At 42.2% G+C, this 22,528-nt stretch carries 21 protein-coding genes; 17 read left to right on the top strand and 4 right to left on the bottom strand.

The window, feature by feature from the left end; genetic code table 11:
* Nucleotides 1-47: 47 nt before the first annotated feature.
* From CWC28_RS14165 to CWC28_RS14185, 5 genes are all read left to right on the top strand, one after another.
* On the top strand, nucleotides 48-473 hold the full coding sequence (locus CWC28_RS14165) for a MarR family winged helix-turn-helix transcriptional regulator (protein ID WP_063707468.1): 426 nt from the start codon (nucleotides 48-50) through the stop codon (nucleotides 471-473).
* 13 nt (nucleotides 474-486) lie between these two features.
* Nucleotides 487-1,527, top strand: coding sequence for an HlyD family secretion protein (locus CWC28_RS14170; RefSeq protein ID WP_105173506.1), 1,041 nt, complete (start codon nucleotides 487-489; stop codon nucleotides 1,525-1,527).
* Nucleotides 1,528-1,534: 7 nt separating this feature from the next.
* A complete protein-coding gene (locus CWC28_RS14175; protein WP_063707471.1) occupies nucleotides 1,535-3,067 on the top strand; it encodes a DHA2 family efflux MFS transporter permease subunit in 1,533 nt (510 codons plus the stop codon).
* Nucleotides 3,068-3,132: 65 nt separating this feature from the next.
* On the top strand, nucleotides 3,133-4,212 hold the full coding sequence (locus tag CWC28_RS14180; RefSeq protein WP_171038311.1) for a mechanosensitive ion channel family protein: 1,080 nt from the start codon (nucleotides 3,133-3,135) through the stop codon (nucleotides 4,210-4,212).
* A 225-nt stretch (nucleotides 4,213-4,437) separates the two neighbouring features.
* A complete protein-coding gene (locus CWC28_RS14185; protein WP_138625299.1) occupies nucleotides 4,438-5,721 on the top strand; it encodes a cation:proton antiporter in 1,284 nt (427 codons plus the stop codon).
* Between the two features lie 27 nt (nucleotides 5,722-5,748).
* Here CWC28_RS14185 and CWC28_RS14190 read toward each other — a convergent pair whose 3' ends face one another.
* Nucleotides 5,749-6,714, bottom strand: a complete 966-nt coding sequence (locus tag CWC28_RS14190; RefSeq protein WP_138625301.1) for a sensor domain-containing diguanylate cyclase — start codon at nucleotides 6,712-6,714, stop codon at nucleotides 5,749-5,751.
* A 90-nt stretch (nucleotides 6,715-6,804) separates the two neighbouring features.
* Entirely contained in the window at nucleotides 6,805-7,038 is a 234-nt protein-coding gene (locus tag CWC28_RS14195) for a hypothetical protein (RefSeq protein ID WP_054563880.1), read from the bottom strand.
* A 344-nt stretch (nucleotides 7,039-7,382) separates the two neighbouring features.
* Between CWC28_RS14195 and hisG the strand changes: the two genes are divergently transcribed.
* The 9 genes from hisG to CWC28_RS14240 all read left to right on the top strand — a co-directional run bounded on the left by hisG (nucleotide 7,383) and on the right by CWC28_RS14240 (nucleotide 15,585).
* Nucleotides 7,383-8,282 carry an ATP phosphoribosyltransferase gene (gene hisG / locus CWC28_RS14200; protein ID WP_054563881.1) on the top strand — a complete coding sequence of 300 codons (900 nt, stop codon included), beginning with the start codon at nucleotides 7,383-7,385 and terminating at the stop codon, nucleotides 8,280-8,282.
* A gap of 6 nt (nucleotides 8,283-8,288) precedes the next feature.
* On the top strand, nucleotides 8,289-9,590 hold the full coding sequence (gene hisD, locus CWC28_RS14205) for a histidinol dehydrogenase (RefSeq protein ID WP_138625302.1): 1,302 nt from the start codon (nucleotides 8,289-8,291) through the stop codon (nucleotides 9,588-9,590).
* Entirely contained in the window at nucleotides 9,580-10,677 is a 1,098-nt protein-coding gene (gene hisC / locus CWC28_RS14210) for a histidinol-phosphate transaminase (RefSeq protein WP_138625305.1), read from the top strand. The genes hisD and hisC overlap by 11 nt, the downstream gene beginning before the upstream one ends.
* Nucleotides 10,674-11,735 (top strand): bifunctional histidinol-phosphatase/imidazoleglycerol-phosphate dehydratase HisB, encoded by a 1,062-nt coding sequence (gene hisB, locus CWC28_RS14215; protein WP_138625307.1) that lies wholly within the window; start codon nucleotides 10,674-10,676, stop codon nucleotides 11,733-11,735. The genes hisC and hisB overlap by 4 nt, the downstream gene beginning before the upstream one ends.
* A complete protein-coding gene (gene hisH / locus CWC28_RS14220; RefSeq protein ID WP_063707478.1) occupies nucleotides 11,732-12,322 on the top strand; it encodes an imidazole glycerol phosphate synthase subunit HisH in 591 nt (196 codons plus the stop codon). The genes hisB and hisH overlap by 4 nt, the downstream gene beginning before the upstream one ends.
* A gap of 27 nt (nucleotides 12,323-12,349) precedes the next feature.
* Nucleotides 12,350-13,084: a 1-(5-phosphoribosyl)-5-[(5-phosphoribosylamino)methylideneamino] imidazole-4-carboxamide isomerase gene (locus CWC28_RS14225; RefSeq protein WP_063707479.1), complete on the top strand. Its 735-nt coding sequence runs from the start codon at nucleotides 12,350-12,352 to the stop codon at nucleotides 13,082-13,084.
* On the top strand, nucleotides 13,066-13,845 hold the full coding sequence (hisF, locus tag CWC28_RS14230; RefSeq protein WP_054552014.1) for an imidazole glycerol phosphate synthase subunit HisF: 780 nt from the start codon (nucleotides 13,066-13,068) through the stop codon (nucleotides 13,843-13,845). Before CWC28_RS14225 ends, hisF begins: the two co-directional genes overlap by 19 nt.
* Complete coding sequence (gene hisIE / locus CWC28_RS14235) at nucleotides 13,836-14,450, top strand: bifunctional phosphoribosyl-AMP cyclohydrolase/phosphoribosyl-ATP diphosphatase HisIE (RefSeq protein ID WP_054552013.1); 615 nt, start codon at nucleotides 13,836-13,838, stop codon at nucleotides 14,448-14,450. Before hisF ends, hisIE begins: the two co-directional genes overlap by 10 nt.
* 172 nt (nucleotides 14,451-14,622) lie before the next feature.
* The gene (locus CWC28_RS14240) at nucleotides 14,623-15,585 is read left to right on the top strand and encodes an alpha/beta hydrolase (protein WP_138625309.1); all 963 of its coding nucleotides are present in this window, start codon (nucleotides 14,623-14,625) and stop codon (nucleotides 15,583-15,585) included.
* A gap of 107 nt (nucleotides 15,586-15,692) precedes the next feature.
* On the opposite strand, the gene CWC28_RS14245 is transcribed toward CWC28_RS14240, so the two are convergent.
* Nucleotides 15,693-16,607: an AraC family transcriptional regulator gene (locus tag CWC28_RS14245; RefSeq protein ID WP_063707481.1), complete on the bottom strand. Its 915-nt coding sequence runs from the start codon at nucleotides 16,605-16,607 to the stop codon at nucleotides 15,693-15,695.
* Nucleotides 16,608-16,783: 176 nt separating this feature from the next.
* On the opposite strand from CWC28_RS14245, the gene CWC28_RS14250 reads away from it, so the two are divergent.
* The 3 genes from CWC28_RS14250 to lacZ all read left to right on the top strand — a co-directional run bounded on the left by CWC28_RS14250 (nucleotide 16,784) and on the right by lacZ (nucleotide 21,061).
* Nucleotides 16,784-17,275, top strand: a complete 492-nt coding sequence (locus tag CWC28_RS14250; protein ID WP_105181850.1) for a (R)-mandelonitrile lyase — start codon at nucleotides 16,784-16,786, stop codon at nucleotides 17,273-17,275.
* 14 nt (nucleotides 17,276-17,289) lie between these two features.
* On the top strand, nucleotides 17,290-17,637 hold the full coding sequence (locus CWC28_RS14255) for a cyclophilin-like fold protein (protein WP_062565934.1): 348 nt from the start codon (nucleotides 17,290-17,292) through the stop codon (nucleotides 17,635-17,637).
* A gap of 259 nt (nucleotides 17,638-17,896) precedes the next feature.
* The gene (lacZ, locus tag CWC28_RS14260) at nucleotides 17,897-21,061 is read left to right on the top strand and encodes a beta-galactosidase, LacZ type (RefSeq protein ID WP_138625311.1); all 3,165 of its coding nucleotides are present in this window, start codon (nucleotides 17,897-17,899) and stop codon (nucleotides 21,059-21,061) included.
* 13 nt (nucleotides 21,062-21,074) lie between these two features.
* On the opposite strand, the gene CWC28_RS14265 is transcribed toward lacZ, so the two are convergent.
* Nucleotides 21,075-22,463, bottom strand: a complete 1,389-nt coding sequence (locus CWC28_RS14265; protein ID WP_138625312.1) for a serine hydrolase domain-containing protein — start codon at nucleotides 22,461-22,463, stop codon at nucleotides 21,075-21,077.
* Between the last annotated feature and the right edge of the window lie 65 nt (nucleotides 22,464-22,528).

A 22,528-nucleotide genomic window follows, 5' to 3' on the forward strand; every position in this document is an offset into this window, starting at 1 on the left:
AAAGCCAAGCATATAATAAGCAAACGTTACTATATGGTTTGTTTACTATGTCTAATTACAACTGCAGTTTTTTACTCGCGGATGTTACGCGATTAATGCGCCGAAACTTTATCCAGCAATTAGAAGGCTCATCAATAACCCTCGCACAAGCAAAAGCACTCAAGTACGTCGCCCGACAACAAGGTGTTAGACAAGTTGAATTAGCCGATAAACTCGAAGTACAACCTATGACTCTGGCAAGGCTAATAGACCAACTTGAGCAACAACAATTAGTTGAGCGTCGTCCTGATCCGAGTGACCGTCGTGCCTACCTTATTTATTTAACCGAGCACGCTGATGATCATCTAAAAGAAATTGAGCTAGCGGGTAATAAGGTCATCGAACATGCTCTTGGTGATTTGAGCCAACAGCAAGCTGACGAGTTTAAACACGCCCTACAAATTATCCGTAACACTTTGCTAAACAAAGAATAATGCAGGAGTAACTATGCAAGCGTCGAGCAAAAGCAATGGCTTAAAACGTGCCTTTCTGTTAGTTGGAATACCGGCAGTAATGGCTGTTATTGGTGGCTATCTATATTTAGCTGGAGGTCAAACCGTCGAAACTGATAATGCCTATGTAAAGGCTGATATAGTGCGTGTAAGCCCAGAAGTTTCGGGCGTGGTTGATCAAATTTTTGTCAAAGAAAACCAAGTTGTCGAACAAGGCCAACTGTTATTTAGTTTAGATCAAACGCCTTATAAAATGGCTGTTGCACAAGCAGAAGCAAAAGTTGCGCAAGTAAAAACAACCCTTGCTGAGCTTAAAGCGAGTTACCATCAAAAAGAAGCGATTATAGCGTTAGCTAACAGCCACTTAAATTTCACCGAAAAAGAGCAAAAGCGTCAACAAGACCTACTGACAAAACATTATGTTTCAGCCTCTGAATACGATGAAGCAGATCAAAACCGTGATCTAGCCCGCTTAGGTGTCGTAGCACAACAAGCGGATCTTGAGCGTATCGCTCAATCATTAGGTGGCTCAGTCGATGCACCCGTTGAACAACACCCAGATTACAAAGCCGCGATTGCTCAACTCGATCAAGCTAAGTTAAACCTTAAACGAACAAACATTTATGCACCATTGACGGGGATTGTTAGCGAGCCGCCTAAGCATGGCCAATACCTTGCGACCGGTAATGCAGCGATGACACAAGTGTCTCGTCAGCATCTTTGGCTAGAGGCTAACTTAACCGAGAAAGAGCTTACTTATGTTCGCCAAGGGCAAGCAGTTGATATTGAAATTGATACCTACCCAGATCTGCATTGGCATGGGGTTGTAGATAGCTTAAGTCCAGCCACCAGCGCAGAGTTTTCAATTTTACCGGCACAAAATGGTACTGGTAACTGGGTAAAAGTGGCGCAACGTGTTCCTGTTCGCATTAGTATTGAGCAATCGGCTGATTTACCTGAGTTAAGAGCAGGTTTAAGCGCAATTCCACATATTGAAACAGGTCATAAACGCAGCCTTTTCGGTATTACGCTGTAGGCCTACCATGACGCAATCAACCACAGCAGATAGCAACGAGAACGCTGATGGCCACAAAGGACTGATTGCCATCTCAGTAATGCTTGCAACGATTATGCAAGCACTCGATACCACTATTGCCAACGTCGCCTTGCCCCATATGCAAGGTGCAATGGGGGCAAGCCAAGACCAAATTTCTTGGGTTTTAACGTCTTATATTGTTGCAGCCGCAATATGCATGCCTTTAACCGGTATTTTAACAGCTAAATTTGGCCGAAAACGCGTATTTAGTTGGTCGGTTATTGGTTTTACCGTGGCCTCGATGCTTTGCGGTGCGGCGCAAAATCTTGACCAAATAATTTTATTTCGATTATTACAGGGCGTTTTTGGCGCCAGTTTAGTCCCGCTTTCTCAATCAGTGTTACTCGACACCTACCCTGTAGAAAAACATGGTTCAGCCATGGCAATGTGGGGCGTCGGTGTGATGCTCGGGCCAATTTTAGGCCCTTCATTAGGTGGCTGGTTGACTGAGTACTATAACTGGCGCTGGGTGTTTTATATCAATTTACCGTTTGGTATTTTGGCGTGGTTAGGTATCTCAAGTTTTGTTAAAGAAACTGCGATTGATAATTCAAGGCGCTTTGATTACCTGGGCTTTGCCTTTTTAGCTATCGCGATTGGTGCTTTACAAATGATGCTAGACCGAGGCCAATCAGAAGATTGGTTTGCGAGTTCAGAAATCGTCGTTGAAGCCATTTTAGCAATAGGTGCATTTTATTTGTTTGTTGCACATATTTTTACTAAATCACACCCGTTTATAGACCCCGCTATTTTTCAAGACCGTAATTTTACCATTGGTATTATCTTCATTTTTATCATCGGTATTATACTGCTTGCGACGATGGCGTTGCTCCCCCCATTTATGCAATCACTCATGGGATACCCAGTAATCGATGTTGGGCTACTGCTTGCTCCACGCGGTATGGGCACCATGGTTGCGATGATCATCGTAGGTAAGCTTTCGGGTAAAGTCGACATTCGTTACAAACTTTTACTCGGGCTTGGCTTAACCGTGTTTTCGCTATGGCAAATGACGTTATTTACCCGTGATAGTAGTTCATTCGATATTATTAGTACTGGGGTGATACAAGGCATGGGATTAGGCTTTTTATTTGTGCCTCTATCAACTATTAGCTTTGCGACATTAGAGCCAAAATACCGCAATGAAGGGACCGCTTTATTTAGTCTGATGCGTAACATTGGCAGTAGTATTGGTATTTCGATTGTGATGACTTACTTAGCGCAGCGAATGCAGATCAATCATGCATTTTTCAGCGAGTTTATAACGCCATTTAATCAATCTTTACAACAGGCTGCGAATGCTGGTCTGGTCAATACTGATTCTGCAAAAGGACTTAGCCAACTCAACGCCATGGTTAATCAAGAAGCAGCAACACTAGCCTACCTGCAAGACTTTAGATTAATGATGTGGATCACCTTAGCTGCCACGCCGTTAATCTTATTATTCAGCAGTAAAAAACCCAGTTTACAACCCGCATAGCCTTATATTTTCCCTAGGTACATAACTTGCAGCAAAGCTAAGTACCTAGGGTTTAAGGACTAAGCATGATTACTGAACTGATACAAAGCGAGTGGCTAAATGAGCCTTGGTTAATCGTTATTGGCGGCACAATTTTAGCTGCCATAACTTTGTTTTTATTAAAGTTTGTAATCATCTACTGCCTAAAAAAATGGACACAACGTACTGACTTTGTGTTCGACTCGTTACTGGTTGACTCACTCTCTACACCATTAACCTTATGCACAATGATGGTGCTTGTGATCGTTTTTGGTCAGTTATTAAACACCACCGGCTTTATGGCCGAACACCCCTTACCTATTGCGGCCACCGCTAAAGCCATTTGTATTTTTGCCTTAGTGTTATTTTTAGACCATTTCTTATTTGGCACCGTTGATTATTACAGTGCCCGCTCAGTAGTGGTTTCGAATAGTCATAGCATCATTAAAGGCTTGATCCGCTGTGCAATTGTATGTGTTGGTTTATTGGTGTTATTAGGTACGTTAGGCATATCAATCACTCCGATTATTGCCTCTTTGGGCATTACCTCTCTTGCCGTCGCTTTGGCTTTGCAACCGACACTCGAAAACTTCTTTTCTGGCGTTCAGTTGGTGATTGATAAACCTATTCGGGTCGGCGACTTTATAGAACTTGAAAGTGGTGACCAAGGGTTTGTTGAAAAAATTGGTTGGCGCTCAACCTGGGTAAAAATGTTGCCGAACAACATGATAGTGATCCCCAATAGTCAGCTGTCTAAATCACGCATCATTAACTACTTTTATCCCGAAAAAGAGCTCAGCGTTCCCGTTGAGGTGGGTGTTCATTATGGCTCAGACCTTGAAAAAGTTGAGCAAGTGACTTTGGATGTAGCAAGAGAGATTTTAAAAAGCCATGAATGGGGCATCGACGATTACGAGACCTTTGTGGTCTTTCATACCTTTGATCAATCAAGTATCAACTTTACAGTCATGTTAAGAGTAAAAGAGTATTTTAATCGCTTTTGGGTGAAATCTGCGTTTATCAAAGCATTACATCAACGTTACGCAGAAGAAGGAATTGTGATCCCTTATCCAATTAGGGCAATTAATACCAGCCAAGAATCAGCTCAATTTAAGCAGGCTGATTGACCTAACTGAGGTTATCACTATTGCGCTTTTATCAGGTCTATTTTGTCTCTTTTGAGACATTATTAACAGCGATTATACATATGCAATCAGCCCCTTGAATTTTTACTCTAAAATGTCATAAAAATCGCATAAACACTGTGACATACCTATATTAGAGGCGTACTATATGCGGCCAGAAAGTGACAGCTTTCTGCGTCTTGTTATACAAATATTTAAGGTCAAACAATGAATGCTTGGTACCTCATTTGTTTTCTTTCAGCATTAGCTATTTTTATTGCTTTTGCTAACCAATATATCCTCAAAATGCAAACCACGATTGCTATAACAACAGGCTCTGTTGTTATTTCTTTACTTCTTATACTTGCGGTTAAAATGCTCGGTGATAGCACGGCCCTCGAAATGACTCAAATTGTCTCAAGTATCAACTTTAATCAGTTGCTATTAAAAGGCATGCTCGGGTTTTTACTGTTCGCGGGTGCGCTGGAAATCAACTTAGCAGCCCTTCGTAAACAACGGTGGGAAATTACCGCATTAGTGTTATTTTCAACCATAACCTCAACGGTCATTGTTGGTTACTTAAGCTATTATTTGTTTGCTTTTGTAGGCTGGCCTGTACCGTTTATTTACTGCTTGTTGTTTGGTGCTTTGATCAGCCCAACCGACCCGATTGCAGTGTTAGCCATTATTAAACAAATGCGAGCCCCAGAAGGTATTTCTGTGCAAGTTGAAGGTGAGTCTTTGTTTAATGATGGTATTGGTTTGGTGATTTTCACAACGATATTTTCAGTGGCCTTTTATGGCACCGAAGCCACCTTTCCTGACGTTGCTGAATTGTTCTTAGTTGATGCAATTGGCGGTATCGTGTTTGGTCTCGTGATTGCGTTAGTCGGGCATTTTTTAATTATTAATAGCCGCGATGTGAACATTCGTTTGCTACTAACCTTGACCATTCCAACAGCCGGCTTTGCAGCAGCGAATATTTGGGAAATCTCAGGTGCGCTTGCTATGGTCACCAGTGGTATTTTACTTGGCAATATTACTCGTTCAAAAGCAACAGAGCGTACGGGGCCTGAAGATACTCGCTACGTGAAAGACTTTTGGCATGCCACCGATAGTTTTTTAAACGCCTTGCTGTTTTTGATTATCGGTATGCTCATCGTCACCATGCCTATTACTCTTGAAGAAATTGGCTTAGGTTTACTGATGGTACCTGTGGTGTTGCTAGCGCGATTCATAAGTGTAGGTGCGCCATTTGTATTCTTTAAAAAGTATCGCCAATACGATAAGCACTCAGTGAAAATACTCACTTGGGGTGGCTTGCGGGGTGGTTTAGCGCTGGCAATGGCAGCTGCCATCCCACGCGATCAAGTAATGATTGCAGGCTCTGATCTTCACAACCTAATTGTTATTGTCACCTACGTAGTAGTGATCTTCTCGATTATCGTACAAGGTTTAACAATTTCGCCGCTGATCCAAAGTAGTATTCAATCAGCAGAAGCGAAAAATTAAGCAGTACTTTTTACTTTAAAGGCTCGATTATCGAGCCTTTTTTTGTGCTTTATCGGCATACATTCGCGCGTCTGCAACAGCGAGTAACTTCGTCAGTGAACAAGGTTGCTGATCAGAAAAATCGGCAATACCATAAGAAAAGCCAAGTTCAACTTGGTTATTAAAGCTATTAGGTAAGTCACTGAATGACAACAACAAGCGTTGCATTATGGTGTCGCATTCGCTGGTATTTAAATCTGTAAATAAAATCACAAACTCATCACCGCTCAAACGTGCATATAAATCAGCCTTGCGACAACAGTTTTCTAGTAATCCTGCAAAATCTCTCAGTACTCTATCCCCGGCTGCATGACCAAATTTATCGTTAATTGCTTTAAAATTATCTAAATCAATAAACACTAATTTTGCTTTTAAATGCTGGCGAATACACAAATCAAGATAATGCTCTGCTGTGCTAATAAAACCGCGACGATTAGGCAATAAAGTAAGCTCATCGGTAGTTGCTAACTGCATGATTGCAAACTCTCGTTCTACGATTGCAGCAAAGTCTATTAACGATTTAATTTCTTGTTTGTTAAAACTGCGCGGTTGATGATCGATAAGGCACAAAGTGCCAATTCTATTTCCTGATTTAAGTGTAATTGGGCAGCCCGCATAAAAGCGAATATTTGGGTCACCCATTACCAGTGGGTTGTCTGCAAAGCGCTTATCGTTTAAAGCATTTTCAACCACAAGCGGGTCTTTGTATAAAATAGCATGGGCGCAAAATGAAATGTCTCTTGCGGTCTCTGTTACATCAAGCCCTACACATGACTTAAACCACTGTCTGTGCTCGTCAATTAAACTGATAACACAAATTGGTACAGAGAAAAATTGCTGGGCAAGGCGAGTGATTCGGTCAAAGGCGGGTTCACTTTGAGAGTCTAAAACATCTAATGAGCGAAGCTCTTCAAGCCTAGCTTGCTCATTTAATTGCACTGAGGGTCGTTCCATTGAATTGCCTTGTAAGTTACAACACAAGTGTTTCTTAACGTTAGCAGAAAAAACCGCACAGTTGCATAAAAACAAATTTTATATTGAGTATTAAGCCCATGTATCTAGGTGTTTATTACCCTCTTCATCTTCTTCTATGGCACTTTTGTTGCCTTTATCTTCTTTTTTTGCGGCTTTTTTACGGCGTTCTATTTCACGTTTTTGACGCTTTTCAAGCTCAATTCGCTGCACGTTCGCATCTTTTACGCCCGCAATATGAAACGCACCTTTACTTTCCAACTGTAAGCGCGTAATTCGACCTAAAAAGGGGATCATGATATCCATTTGTACCTCCTATCTATCCATTTATTATCGGCAGTTATAGCATATACTTTAATTTCGCAAAAAAATGCTTGCCAAAGATTAGCAAAGCATGTTTATCTATATACGTAACTTATTTAAACAGATTTACGCACTGGTTTACACAAACGAGTGCAATACAGGAAAAATTATGCGCTTCAATCTGACAACTATCCATCATCACCATCATTCACCGGAATAGCCTGTCAGGTTTTTCGCTGAGAGGTTATTCCTAAAAGGAACCTCTGGCGAGCAATCAACCAAATTATTTATTTTCGCCCTGAGGTTCCCTCGGGGTTTTTAGTTTTTGAATTAAAGGAAAATGAATAATGAGCAATACCAACCGTTTACGAATCGCCATCCAAAAAGGCGGCCGCTTATCAAAAGACTGCCAAGAGTTACTAAAACAACTTGGTGTTAAATTAAATCTTCGTGAACAACGTTTAATCGCACACTCTACCAACATGCCAATTGATGTACTTCGTGTACGCGATGACGATATTCCGGGTCTTGTTATGGACGGTGTGTGTGACTTAGGTATCGTTGGTGAAAACGTACTAGTCGAAGTTCAAGCCGAACGCGAACGCCAAGGTGTGGCATTTGAAGTAAATAAACTTTCTAAACTTGATTTTGGTTACTGCCGCCTAGCACTTGCATGGCCACAAGAACTTGGCCCGCAAGATAAAAGCTGGTTCGAAGGTAAACGCATTGCCACTACTTACCCAGAAATCTTAAGCCAATATCTAAAACGCGAAGGCATTAACGCAAGCACAGTCATGTTAACGGGCTCTGTTGAAGTCGCACCGCGTGCTGGTTTAGCTGATGCAATTTGTGACTTAGTGTCTACTGGTGCAACGTTAGAAGCAAACGGCTTAATGCAAGGCGACACTATCTTAGAATCAAATGCATGTTTAATTCAAAACAAAGACCTTACTGATCAAAGCAAACTTGATTTAATCAACACGTTAATGCCGCGTCTACGTGGTGTGCGCCAAGCAAAAGAAAGTAAATACATCATGCTACACGCACCAAAAGCAAAGCTTGATGAAGTATGCGACTTACTTCCAGGCACTGGCCAACCTACTTTACTATCACTTGCTGGCAGCGACGATTATGTTGCACTACACATGGTTAGCAGCGAAACCCTTTTCTGGGAAACTATGGAACAGTTAAAAGCACTGGGTGCCAACTCAATTCTTGTTATGCCTATTGAAAAAATGATGGAGTAAATATCCATGTTTCGCTGGAATGAGGAAAATCAACAAGCACAGCAGGCGGTACTTACCCGCCCTGCTGTTACGGCAAGTAAAGAGGTTGAAGCAATTTGCATCGACATCTTAAATGCAGTTAAAACACAAGGTGACGCAGCGTTATTAAAGATGGCAACAGAGTTTGATAAGCGCGAAACACCGCGCTTATTAGTGCCAATTGAAGAAATAAACCAAGCTGAGCACTTATTATCAAACGAGTTAAAAGCCGCCATCGAAACGGCCTACGCCAATGTAAAACGTTTTCACCAAGCACAATTACCTAAAGACATTAAGTTAACAACACAACCAGGCGTATTGTGTGAACTTAAATATCAAGCCATTGAAGCGGTAGGTATTTACGTGCCAGGTGGCAGTGCGCCATTGCCATCGTCAGTGATCATGCAAGGGGTGCTTGCACAGTTAAGTGGTGCACAAACCGTTGTACTAACTACACCTGTGAAAGCCGATGAAACTATCAACCCTGCCATTTTATATGCGGCAAAACTATGTGGTATTAAAACCATTATAGAAAGTGGCGGCGCCGGAGCGATTGCAGCTATGGCTTACGGTACAGAGTCAGTGCCTAAAGTGAACAAGATTTTTGGCCCGGGAAATAGCTTTGTCACCATGGCAAAACAACTTGTTGCGCAAACTATACCGGGCATGGCGATTGATATGCCAGCGGGCCCTTCTGAAGTGCTAGTGATCGCTGATGAGCGTGCAAACCCTGAATTTATTGCGGCAGATTTATTATCGCAAGCGGAGCACGGTGCCGATTCACAGGTTATTTTACTGTGTAACAGCGAGCGCATTATTGAAAAAACACAGCAAGCATTAACAGAGCAGCTAGCAAAATTAAGTCGTAAAGACACTGCCGAGCAAGCCCTTGCTAACTCAAGCTTGATATTAGTCGACTCGGTTGAGCAAGCCTTTGCTGTGTCTGCTCAATATGGTCCTGAGCACCTTATTCTACAGCTTGCTGATGCGCAGCCTTATTTAAACTTAGTGAAAAATGCCGGTTCAGTATTTGTGGGTGATTACACTCCGGAGTCTGCCGGAGACTATGCATCGGGTACGAACCACGTACTACCAACGTATGGTTACAGTGCGACCTATTCGAGCTTAAACTTACTGGACTTCTTTAGAACTTACACAGTGCAAACCATCAGTAAAAATGGCTTACGTGAATTATCTAAAGCAATTTTACCTTTAGCTGCAGCAGAGGGGCTTGATGCTCACGCTAATGCTGTTTCAATTCGTCTTGAGGCTATGAACAATGAGCGATAATTCAAAAATAAAAACGCTGTTGCCAGATAACATTGCAGCGCTTACAGCCTATAGTTCAGCGAAAAGTGAAAAACTAACAGGCACAACGTGGTTAAATGCCAATGAAAGCCCGTATTCACGTACGCCAAATATCAATTTAACTGATTTAAATCGCTACCCTGATCCGCAGCCTCAGCAAGTGATCACTCGTTACGCTTGCTATGCTAATTTAGAGCCAGAGCAAGTACTGATGACTCGTGGCGCTGACGAAGGTATTGAGCTATTAGTACGTACTTTTTGTAGCCCTGCTAAAGATAGCATTGCACTCTTTTTACCAACTTACGGCATGTACAAAGTCACTGCTGATACCCACAACATTGCGATTAACGGTTTAACTCAAGAGCTGTTATTAAAAGGCACCGTTGATGAGATTGTCACTGCGGTTGCTGATTCAAAGCTGGTGTTTATTTGTAATCCAAATAACCCTACCGGCAGCATGACAAGCCTAGACAAAATCAGAAAAATCACCCAACAACTTGCGGGTAAAGCGATTGTAGTGGTGGATGAAGCTTATATAGAATTTTGCCCAGAACAAACAGCGGCAAGCCTGATCAACGAGTTTAGTAACCTTGTGGTATTAAGAACCTTATCAAAAGCATTTGCACTTGCGGGTTTAAGAACAGGCTTCACGCTAGCCAACAGCGAGCTACTTGCACCTATTCGTAAAGTGATTGCGCCTTACCCTGTATCTACGGTGGTGGCGAGCATTGCCGCAGATGCATTAAGTAGCGACAACATCGCTTCAATGCGCCGTCAGGTGACTATTCTAAATAGCTTAAAAGCCAAACTGAAAAGCTGGCTTGAGCAATCACCTGCTGTTATCAAAGTACTGAGCGGTGAAGGTAACTTCGTCACCTTAAAACTAAAAGACAAACAATCATTTAATATCGCACTTGAGCAAGGACTCGTGATGCGTGCCTTCACTTTATATGGCGAAAATGATTGGTTACGAATTTCTATCGGTAACGAGCAAGAACTAGAACAAGTAAAAATTTGGTTAGATGGCTTATCACTGACCAGCAATACAGTAGAACAGGAATTATCATGAGCAACCCGTATTTATTTATTGACCGCGATGGCACGATTATCGAAGAGCCTATCACCGACAAACAGGTTGATAGCCTAGAAAAATTAGTGTTCTTGCCGAATGTGATCCCTGCTCTATTGCAACTTCAAGCGGCAGGTTACCGCCTTGTGATGGTTTCAAACCAAGATGGTTTAGGCACTGATAGCTTCCCAACCGCTGATTTTGATATTGCCCAAGACAAGATGATGGATATCTTAAACAGCCAAGGGATTAAATTTGATGAAGTTCTGATCTGCCCGCACTTTGATGAACAAAATTGTGACTGCCGTAAACCAAAAACCGGCTTACTTACTGAGCTGATGCGCTCAGGTAAAGTCGATTTAGCACGCTCATTTGTGATTGGCGACCGCCAAACAGATATCGGACTTGCTAATAACTTATGCTGCGAAGGTATTTTGTATGACGGCAGCTGGGATACCATTGTCACTAAGCTGACAACCGCGAACCGTGAAGGCCGTGTCACTCGCAATACCAAAGAAACGCAAATCGATGTGCAAGTTAATTTAGACCAAACAAAAAATGGCGAAATTAGCACTGGCCTTGGCTTTTTCGACCACATGCTTGACCAAATTCGTACACACGCCAATATCGGACTTAATATTCAAGCCACTGGCGACTTACACATTGATGAACACCACCTAGTTGAAGATATCGGCATTGCACTTGGCCTTGCCCTTAAACAAGCGCTAGGAACAAAAACGCAAATTGGTCGCTATGGCTTTGCACTCCCTATGGATGAATGTAAAGCAGAAGCGCAAATTGACTTATCGGGCCGCGCCTCGTTTGTATTAAATGCCGATTTTAGCCGTGAAAAAGTGGGCGACTTAGACGTGCAAATGGTTGAACACTTCTTTAAAAGCTTAAGTGATAATGCCGCCATGAGCCTTATTTTGTCGGTTAGCGATGGTAATTGTCATCACCAAGTTGAAGGCCTTTTTAAAGCGTTTGCAAGAGCACTTCGCGCTGCGATTGCAAAAGATGCCTCACAACAAACTGCCAGCTCTAAGGGGTGTTTATGATTGCCATAATTAATACCGGTTGTGCCAACATTAACTCAGTTCGTTTTGCCTTTGAGCGCTTAGGGAAAACGCCTGAGGTGATCACCTCACCTGAGCAACTAAAAGGCTTTGAACGTGCCATTTTACCTGGCGTAGGTCATGCATCTGTTGCGATGAAACGCTTAAAAGACGGTGGTTGGCAGCAAGCAATTGATGAATATCAGCGCCCGCTAATGGGCATTTGTTTAGGCATGCAATTACTTTGCGACAGCACAGAAGAAGGTAATGTTGATTGCCTTGGCAAAATTCCGGGTGTTGTTAAGCACTTAGAAGTGGGCACATTAACCTCACCACATATGGGGTGGAATGACCTAAGCGTGCTAAAAGAGCATGCCCTTACCAAAGGGTTATCTGCGCAAGATCAAGTGTACTTTGTGCATAGCTTTGCGCACACAGTAAACGATGCCACCCTAGTTAGCGGTGAATACGGGCAAGCTTTTTCAGCGATAGTTGCCAAAGATAACTACGCAGGCATGCAGTTCCACCCTGAGCGAAGCGCCAAAGTAGGCACGCGACTTTTACAAAACTTTTTAGATTGGCAGCTGTAAGCGCAGCAAAAAATAAGAGAAATAAACGTGATTATTCCAGCACTCGATGTATTACAAAACCAAATTGTGCGCTTATACCAAGGTAAGTATGATACAGCACAATTTTACCCTTACGAACTTGGCGCACGCTTACAAGAGTACGCAAACAGCGGCGCAGGCAAACTGCACCTAGTGGATTTAGAAGGCGCGCGCGATCCAAATAAAAAACAGTGGCAGCATATTCAAGCTGCGACTAAAGCGCTTAATGTGCCTTATCAAGTGGGCGGTGGTATTCGCTCTGAGCAAGATGTTGCTGACTGGCTTGAAGCCGGTGCTAATCAAGTCGTGATTGGCTCAATGGCCGTTGAAAAGCGCGAACAAGTAAAGGCGTGGATTGAAAAATTTGGCAGCTCTCACTTTGTTATCGCATTAGATGTTAATAAAACTGACAACGGCTGGGCACCCGCAACACATGGTTGGTTAAGTGAATCTGAGTTTGGTTTGTTCGAACTTGTTGATTTTTACGTGGCACTTGGCGTGGTTGATTTTCTGTGTACTGACATCAGTAAAGACGGCACCATGACTGGTCCTTCGTTTGCACTTTATGAAGATTTAACCAACCACAACAGCGAGATTAAAGTTCAAGCTTCAGGCGGTGTAAGCTCACTGGATGATATTGCAAAGCTGAAAAAACTGGGCGTTGGCGGTGTTATCTTAGGTAAATCATTGCTTGATGGTGCCTTTAATGTTGAGGAGGCGCTAGCATGTTATCAAAACGCATAATCCCTTGTTTAGATGTAAAAGACGGCCAAGTCGTTAAAGGTGTTAAATTTAAAGGCCATGAAGTGGTTGGTGATATTTTAACGCTTGCCAAAGCTTACAGCGATGCCGGTGCGGATGAACTGGTGTTTTATGAAATCAGTGCCAGCGTCGAAAAACGCCTACTTGATGTCAATTGGGTAGAGAACATTGCGCGCCACATTGATATTCCATTTTGTGTGGCAGGCGGCATTAAATCTGTTGCCGATGCAGCACGTGTTTTAGAACGTGGTGCAGATAAAATCAGTATTAACAGCCCCGCTATTGCTCGCCCAGAGCTTATCAAAGAATTACACGATGAGTTTGGTAAACAATGCGTGGTTGTGGGTATTGATAGCTTTTATGATGAAAACACTGGCGAGTATTTAGTGTATCAGCTGACTGGCGACCCAAATGCATCAAGCCGTACTCGCTACAAAACCGAAGAATGGGTTAAGCGCGTGCAAGACCTAGGCGCTGGTGAAATCGTACTAAATTGCATGAATCAAGATGGCGTGCGTAAAGGCTACGACAATGTTCAGCTATCAAAAATGCGTGCACTGTGTGATATTCCTCTGATTGCTTCAGGTGGCGCAGGGACGATGCAAGACTTTGTTGATGTATTTCAGCAAAGCCAAGTTGATGGTGCGCTCGCTGCCAGCGTATTTCACAAGAACGTCATTGATATTGGCGAACTAAAACAATTTTTAACTGATAATAATGTAGCGGCAAGACTATGCAATTAACCAAAGACACTCTTTCTCAAGTCGACTTTGCCAAAAGCGAATTGATCCCAGCTATCGTGCAAGACGCACGCTCTGGGGTAATTTTAATGCAAGGCTTTATGAATCAAGATGCATTAGCTGCCACTTTCGACAAGCAAAAAGTAACCTTTTACTCGCGTTCTAAAGAGCGCTTATGGACCAAAGGCGAAACATCAGAAAACTACCTTGAAGTAGTTTCTGTGCACACCGACTGTGATTACGACTCACTATTAGTACTGGCAAACCCACTTGGGCCAACATGCCACCTAGGTACACAAAGCTGTTTTGGCGATGATGCTAAACCTAGCTTGTCGTTTTTAGCTGAGCTTGAACAAGTGATTGTTTCGCGTAAAGACGATGATCCAAGCAAAAGCTACACAGCGTCTTTGTTCGCAAAAGACTTAAGCCGTAGTTGCCAAAAAGTGGGTGAAGAAGGTGTTGAAGTTGCCCTTGCAGCCATGAAACATGATAACGATGAATTAACCAATGAATCGGCAGACTTACTGTATCATTTAACTGTGTTATTGCAGCGCCAAGGCCTATCGCTGGCTGATGTGGTGAGCTGTTTACAAGGCCGCCACAAGTAAATGAATAAGCTGCAGCGCTTGCTGCAGCTTTTTATACATTCGACACTTTTAGGCAATAAATCGACTGTTCTAATATAACGCCAAACTGCATAAATATCCGACAATAACCTCATCAAAGCTGCATTGTGAAAACAAATTGCAGTCCCTGTTAATCACAAAATAGGAGAGTGTTATGACTACCTCAACGGATAATTTTTACCAAAGCGATGCTGTTAACTTTGAAAAAGTAATTTTCAAAAACCAATTACAGATGAATGTAGTCGGTAATCTTTTTACACCAAAAAATGCTGAGAAAGGCGCGAACCATCCGGCACTTGTAATTGGTCATCCTATGGGTGCGGTAAAAGAGCAAAGTGCTACTTTATATGCAACTAAACTTGCAGAGCTAGGCTTTGTAACTTTGGCAATTGATCTTAGCTTCTGGGGCGAAAGTGACGGCGAACCACGTAATACTGTGCTGCCTGATTTATACGCAGAGTCATTCAGTGCTGGTGTCGATTACCTTGCTAGCCGTTCATACGTCAACAAAGAAAGCATTGGTGGTTTAGGTGTATGTGGTAGTGGTAGTTTCATCATTAGTGCCGCTAAAATTGACCCACGTATCAAAGCTGTAGCAACAGTGAGTATGTATGACATGGGTGGCGCGACGCGCAATGGTTTAGGTAACTCTATCGACCTTGATATGCGTAAAGGTATGCTTGATGAAGCCGCTGAGCAACGTAATGTTGAGTACCTAGGTGGCGAAGTGCAGTACACAGGTGGCTGTCCGCATCACATTGATGAAAGCTCACACCCAATTGCAAAAGAGTTTTATGACTTTTATCGCACTGAGCGTGGCGAATATACACCAGAGCGCTCATCAGCAGATTTAACTACACACCCAACATTAAGCAGCAATGTGCGTTTTATGAACTTTTATCCATTTAACGATATTGAAACTATTTCACCACGTCCATTACTGTTTGTTGCTGGTGAACAAGCTCACTCATTTGAGTTTAGCCAACAAGCCTATGATTTAGCTGCTGAGCCTAAGCAATTATTGGTTGTGCCAAATGCAGGTCATGTTGATTTATATGATGATGTGGCTTTAATTCCATTCACTAAGATTGCTGAGTTTTTCACAGCAAGTCTTTAAGTAAAGCGTGTCATGGTAACGAATGGGACATAGGGATATGCCCATTCGTTTTTTATACCAATTCGTTTAACTAACTATTATTGCCCATTGGTATTATAAGTAACGGGCTATTTAGCCGTTGCTAAAAACGCCTCAACATCTCGTTTTGGTGATAAACCAAAAAACCGAGAATACTCACGAGAAAATTGTGAGGGGCTTTCGTAGCCAACCTTAAAAGCAGCACCTGACGCATCCATACTCTCGCCAACCATCAACCTTCTTGCTTCCATTAACCTTAAACGCTTTTGATATTGTAACGGACTCATTGAAGTTAGATCTCGAAAATGATGGTGAAAAGTCGATTTACTCATTTTCGCAAGACCCGCTAAGTCCTCTACACTCAAGGGTTGATCATAGTTTTCTTTTAACCATTTAACACTACGTGCAATTCTCAGCCCTTGGCTACCTGTCGATACTATATGGCGAAGCTCCGCCCCATGCTCACTATTAAGTACACGCCAAAAAATTTCGCGCTTTATTAATGGTGCCAGCACAGGCATAGACTCAGGATCATCAACCAGCTCAATTAATCGCGTAAAAGCGTTAAGTAGCGGCTCTGTCATTTTGCCTAAGGTCATCCCCTTGTTCAGTGATTGCTTGTTTAATTTGTCGAGCGGTATTTGCGAAATCAGTTCACCTAACATAGCCAAATCAAGCTTTAACACTAAGCCTAAATAAGGTGCGTCGTCTTTTGCTTCAAGAACTTGCATTTTTGCAGGCAAATCAATAGAGGTAATCAAATATTTGTGTGGGTCATACTTGAAAACATCTTCGCCCAAGGTCATGCTTTTTGCCCCTTGTAGCACCAGTGCAATACTTGGTTCAACCACACACATTGAACAAGAGGTGGCGGCCTGTGTTTGTCGATAAAAAAACAAATCCTCAATCACGCTATCAGCGGTTTCTTGCTGCCCAATAAGCGGCGCAATCTTATCTGCTAAAGCAGCGCTCATTTTAGCAATAGCATCATAATCTGAATGCATAACCAACCCAATTAAATTCAAGATACTTAACTATACGCTCGGTTATACAATATTGACCAGTGGTAAATTTGCCGCCTCGGACTAATAGGCAATAACTTGCGTGCATTGTACTTTTTAAAGGCACAGTTTTTAGCCAAAATGAAGATTCGTTCGGTTACAAACACATGGAGAAAAGTATGAAGTATATTATCGGTACCCTTATCTTAACGATGAGTGCATTTAGTCATGCAGAAAACGCCTCTTCACAACGTTTAGAATTACCGCAAATCACAGTGCAAAAAAATGGCACTCAGTACCCAATGACTGGGCTCGACAAGTATTTCACGGGCAAAGTACGCGTCGAGCCTAGTTTCCAAGCTCATGGCGAAGCGAAAGCCGCTGGTGCCATGGTAACGTTTGAGCCCGGCGCTCGCACAAACTGGCACACCCACCCTGTTGGCCAAACCTTAATTGTTACATCAGGTATGGGCTGGGTTAATCAGTGGCATGGACAACCTCAGGTTATAAAACCAGGTGACGTTGTACATATTCCTGCTAATGTTAAACATTGGCACGGTGCTACAGATAAAACAGCCATGATGCACTTAGCTATTCAAGAATCAAAAGACGGTAAGGTTGTTGATTGGTTAGAGCCAGTAACAGATAAGCAATATTTAAAAAAGCAGTAAAGATGGTAAGTGAAATGCAAATAAAGTTCACCAGTAACGGCAAAACTATGCAAGCGACTCTAGAAAGTAACAATGCCGCTAAGCATTTTTATCAACTTCTACCACTGACTCTAAAAGTAGAAGACTTTGCCAATGCTGAGAAAATTGCCACTTTACCAGAGAAATTAAATCTACAAGGCTTACCTGCTGGCACCGATGCTAACGCAGGAGACATTACTTATTACGCACCTTGGGGTAACCTTGCGCTCTTTTATAAGCAGCAAAGTTATGCAAATGGTCTGATAAAACTTGGTAAAATAACGGGCGATAGTCAGTTTTTTAAAAGTTTAGGCCAAGCGGATGTCACTATAGAGCCCTTGTAGTAGATACTAACTCTCCAGTTAGCAAAGCTGCTTTTTATGCATTCTAAAAGCAGCTTTTATCTTGCCTAATACTCTCATTTTCTTGCCTGTTTGTCCGAGCTCTCTTCATACAGCATCCTACACAACCATAACCAACTGAATTTTATGAATAAAAAACAAAAGCCAATCAGTCTTGGTATTTTTGCTTCATCTTTACAAATCACGCTAAAAAGTAATATTGTATTAACAATAAAAAGAACACACAATTAAAGGACTTACAATGAACCGCTCTCTTTTTGGCAAGTTTAAACTTCCGCTACTTTTATTAAGCAGCTCATTCCTACTCACTGCATGTCAGCAAAACTCAACCAAAGTAAATAAAAGTAATGTATCAAGCAGTCCTAAAAACGATTGGGAAAACCCGGCTGTTTTTTCTGTCGGGACACTCGCAGATCGTGCGTATTTTGCAAGTTACAATTCAGAGAATGCTGCGGTACTTGCTGATGACAAAGCATCATCACAATACCATACGCTCAATGGAGACTGGCACTTCAATTTTGCTGAGAAACCAAGTTTACGTCCTATGGATTTCTTTAAACCGAGTGTTGACGTTTCTGATTGGCCTACCACACCAGTTCCTTCGAACTGGCAATTACAAGGTTACGACTACCCTATTTATGTTAATCATGGTTATGGCTTTAAAAAAAATAAGCCTTATGCGCCTGACTATAACCCTGTCGGTTCGTACCGACGAGATTTCACGATAGCTGACGATTGGCAAGATAAGCGTATTATCCTTCATTTTGGTGCAGTTCGCTCTGCTTTTTATGTTTGGGTGAACGGTAAAAAACTAGGTTATAGCCAAGACGGTAAACTCCCCGCCGAGTTTGATATAACAGAGGTTGTTTCGCCTGGTAAGAACACACTTGCTGTTGAAGTATTCCGTTGGAGTGACGGCAGTTATTTAGAAGATCAAGATATGTGGCGGATTAGTGGTATTCAACGTGACGTTTTCTTGCAAGTCGTGCCAAAAACTCAATTATGGGATTTCCATGCTGCAACATCGCTAATTAACAATTTTAAAGATGGCTTGCTTAATTTAGACGTCACTGTAGAAAATACGAACGATGATGCTAGCAGCTCAACATTACATAGTGCTATTTTCGATGGTGACACCCTACTTTGGCAAAACACACAAAAACTAAAAAGCGAAGCTGGAGAAAAACACACGATTAGCTTCAATACAACATTGAAAGACATCACAGCTTGGTCGGCTGAAGTCCCTAAGCTGTATGACTTACAGCTTACTTTGACACAAGATGGGCAAGAGCAACAAGTCGTTCGCGAAGCTATTGGTTTTAAAAATGTTGAAATAAAAGATGGCTTATTGTTAGTAAATGGCCAACCAATTATGATTAAAGGTGTTAACCGTCATGAGCATGAGCCTGAAAATGGCCAAGCAATTGGTCGTGAAAGCATGCGTAAAGATATTGAGTTAATGAAGCTTAATAACATCAACACCGTAAGAGCATCACATTACCCCAATGATCCTTACTGGTACCGTTTATGCGACAAATATGGTCTATATGTCATCGATGAAGCAAATGTTGAATCTCATGGTTATGGCTTTGAAGAAGATAGCCTAGGTAATGATCCACAATTTAAAGAAGCCATTTTAGATCGCGTAAATGGCATGATTGAACGAGATAAAAATCACCCTTCTATTATTTCGTGGTCTTTAGGAAATGAGATAGGCCCAGGCCCGAGTATTCGTGAGGCTTATCTTCTTGCCAAATCAAAAGACAGCAATCGCATTGTACAATACGAAACCCGAGCTAACTGGTATAAAGAAACCATGACTGATGTTGTGGGATGGATGTATGCTGACCGAGATGAAATTACCAGCCAATACTTAGGTAATTACCCTGATAAACCTTTCATTTGGGTTGAATACGCCCACACCATGGGAAATAGCGGAGGCAATCTAAAAGAATTATGGGATTTCGTTTACCAGCATTCGCAAGTTCAAGGTGGTAGCATTTGGGATTGGGTGGATCAAGGTCTCTATAAAACGGATGAGCAAGGCAAACGTATACTCGCTTATGGTGGTGATTTTGAACCTGAAGGTACACGAAATGCTAATAATTATCTGGCAAATGGTCTAATTGGTGCAGACCGAGTACCTCACCCAGTCTTATTTGAAGTTAAAAAGCTTTATCAGAATGTCGCTGTAAAAATGGTTTCAGCAAGCCAATTTAAGATCAGCAATCGAAACTTTTTCCGTGATTTAAGCTATCTAGATACACACTGGCAGCTACTTGAAAATGGCTTAGTTGTTAAGCAAGGTTCATTAAAGCAATTAAGTACACCCGCTCAACAAAGTGAGTTGATTACTCTTAGTGAACTCAATGACTACACGCGATTAAAAAATGCAGAATATACTCTCAATATTCAATTCAAACTAAAACAAGAAGAAGGCGTTAGAAATAAAGGGCTGGTCGTCGCAAGCGAGCAATTTATTTTACAAAGTAGTTTGTCTCTTGCCCACTTAAAAGCTGATGACAGCCTAAGAGTTGCAGAATCTGACCTTCAGGTCACAGTTAGTACAGCTAAAACTAAGCTGATATTTAATAAAGAGACAGGGCGACTTTCGAGCTATCGTTCAAACGAAGTAGAGCTAATCAAGCAAGGTGTATTTCCAAATTTTTGGCGAGCGATGACCGACAAAGATAATGGCAACCGGTTATGGGAAAAATCTGCTGCAGCTTATAAAAATGCATCGCAACTTGCTGAGGTTACGCATGTAGATGTTGTCTCATCAGCAGGTAAAGCAAAGGTGACATTCACGCTTCATTTTCCAAGTTTAAATAGTGATGCCCAAATAAGTTACACTGTTGGCGAATTTGGCCAAGTCGACATTGATTACCAAGCAACCCTTGATAAAGGGCTACCTGAAATGCCTCGCTTTGGGTTACAGCTACAAATGCCTGACGGCTTTGATTTTGTAAAGTGGTATGGTCGAGGACCATGGGAAAACTATCAGGACCGTAAATATGCAGCAGATTTAGGTATTTACTCAAGCTCAGTAGCCGATTTATACACCCAGTATATTCGTCCACAAGAAAATGGAAATCGCAGCGATACCCGCTGGCTTGAAATTCGTAATTCGCAAGGGGTTGGTTTAAAAGTTCAGGGAGAGCCAAAATTCGACTTTACTGCACACCATAATACGGTTGCCGACTTTGACTATCCTAAAACTGGCACAAACCGTCATGCTACCGATATCACTCCAAGACCATTGACTGAGCTAAATATTGATTTACGCCAACGTGGTGTCGGTGGTGATAACAGTTGGGGAGCTAAGCCTTATGACAATTACCGTTTAGAGCCAAGTGTTCAGCAACACTACCGCTTGCAATTGAGGTTAACGCCACTTAGCCATTAACCTCAAATCTAAATTAGTGACTGACTTTACCCAGTGCTTTTAAAACATCACGGGTAAAGTCATGTTCACTAAAGCCTTTAAGACCCGCAAGGTCATACCCTCGCCTAACAATCACTAACTGCTCGCTTGGAATAATCACCAAATATTGACCACGGTTGCCTCGCGCCGCAATAGTATCGTTTGGTAATTCAGGAAAACGTTCGTTATAAAGCCACCACTGTGCGCCGTATCCCGGTGCCGTTTCTGGGGGTTGAGCAGGAGCTGGTTCACTAATATAACTTAACCAGTCTTTTGGTAATATTTGCTCACCTTGCCAGCGACCATTATTTAGATGTAATAGCCCCAAGCGAGCAAGATCCCTTGAAGTAGTCCACACTTGCGATGACAAAATAAAGTCACTTTGCCAATCTGACTCTAAAAATGTGTGCTGCATGCCGACTTTATCGAGTAAATTGTCATACGGATAACGCAAATAGCTCGCTTCATCGTTAAACGTTTCTCGTAAGGTACGTAACGCTAACATGGTGTCGTTATTAGCGTATTTCCAGCGACTGCCTGGCTTTACTTCTAATGCGGTATGCGTTGCAGTGTCAGACACTAAACCGCCGCCCATATACACACGATCCGTACGATTGCCCGCTTTATTACTGTCTAAGCCCGATGCCATATGAAGCAAGTTTTCAAGGGTAATTTCGCCACGAGGGTCAAGCGGGTGAGACCAGCTTTCAAGCCCCGTAGGCTTTGTAACATCAAGTCGTTTTTGTGCTACCGCCACACCAATGATGCTCGCGCCAATACTTTTTGCAACAGACCAAGTACGCTGTGCGGTTTCTGGGGTAAAGCCTGCTTTATATTGCTCTGCTAAAATTGCCTCAGGGCTTGCTATTAAAATTGCTGAAGTGCGTGCGCCTTCACCATAATGACGAGTAAAAGCCTGAGCAATAATCTCATCAAGCGCCTTATTACCCGTTGCTTTATTAACACCATTTAACGTTTGCCAAGGCTTACCATCATCCTTTTGGTAGGCTAAATTTTCTTTAAACGGTGCTTGCACGAGTGTTGCAGCTTTAAGGCTTGCCCCTACGGGTAAATCAACACAGCCTAAACGAGGACGCCACACCGATATGCGCTGTTTATCTTTATCGTAATCAACAATGACTCGCTTGTGCTCAGTATCAATGTTCGCTTGCAGTGTTTTTACGGTGTCTGCGATTAAAGGGTAAATACCGGTAAGTTCATCAATATCGATTTGATCTTTGCTTTTACCAGCGTTAAACGTGGCACTACAGGTAAAATTGGCGACGTACCCAGCGGCATAAGCGTTCAAGGTTGTATCTATTTCTTCGCTACAAACAAAAAAGCTGGAGCACAACAACGTACTTAGTAAGGTTATTTTTTTCATTATTACTCCTTGAGGGGCCAAAGAGTTTAAGTTAGCAAAAGAAAAAAATAATGATATGTTTTTAC

Source organism: Pseudoalteromonas sp. S4492 (assembly GCF_005886115.1).
GTDB lineage: Bacteria > Pseudomonadota > Gammaproteobacteria > Enterobacterales > Alteromonadaceae > Pseudoalteromonas > Pseudoalteromonas gelatinilytica.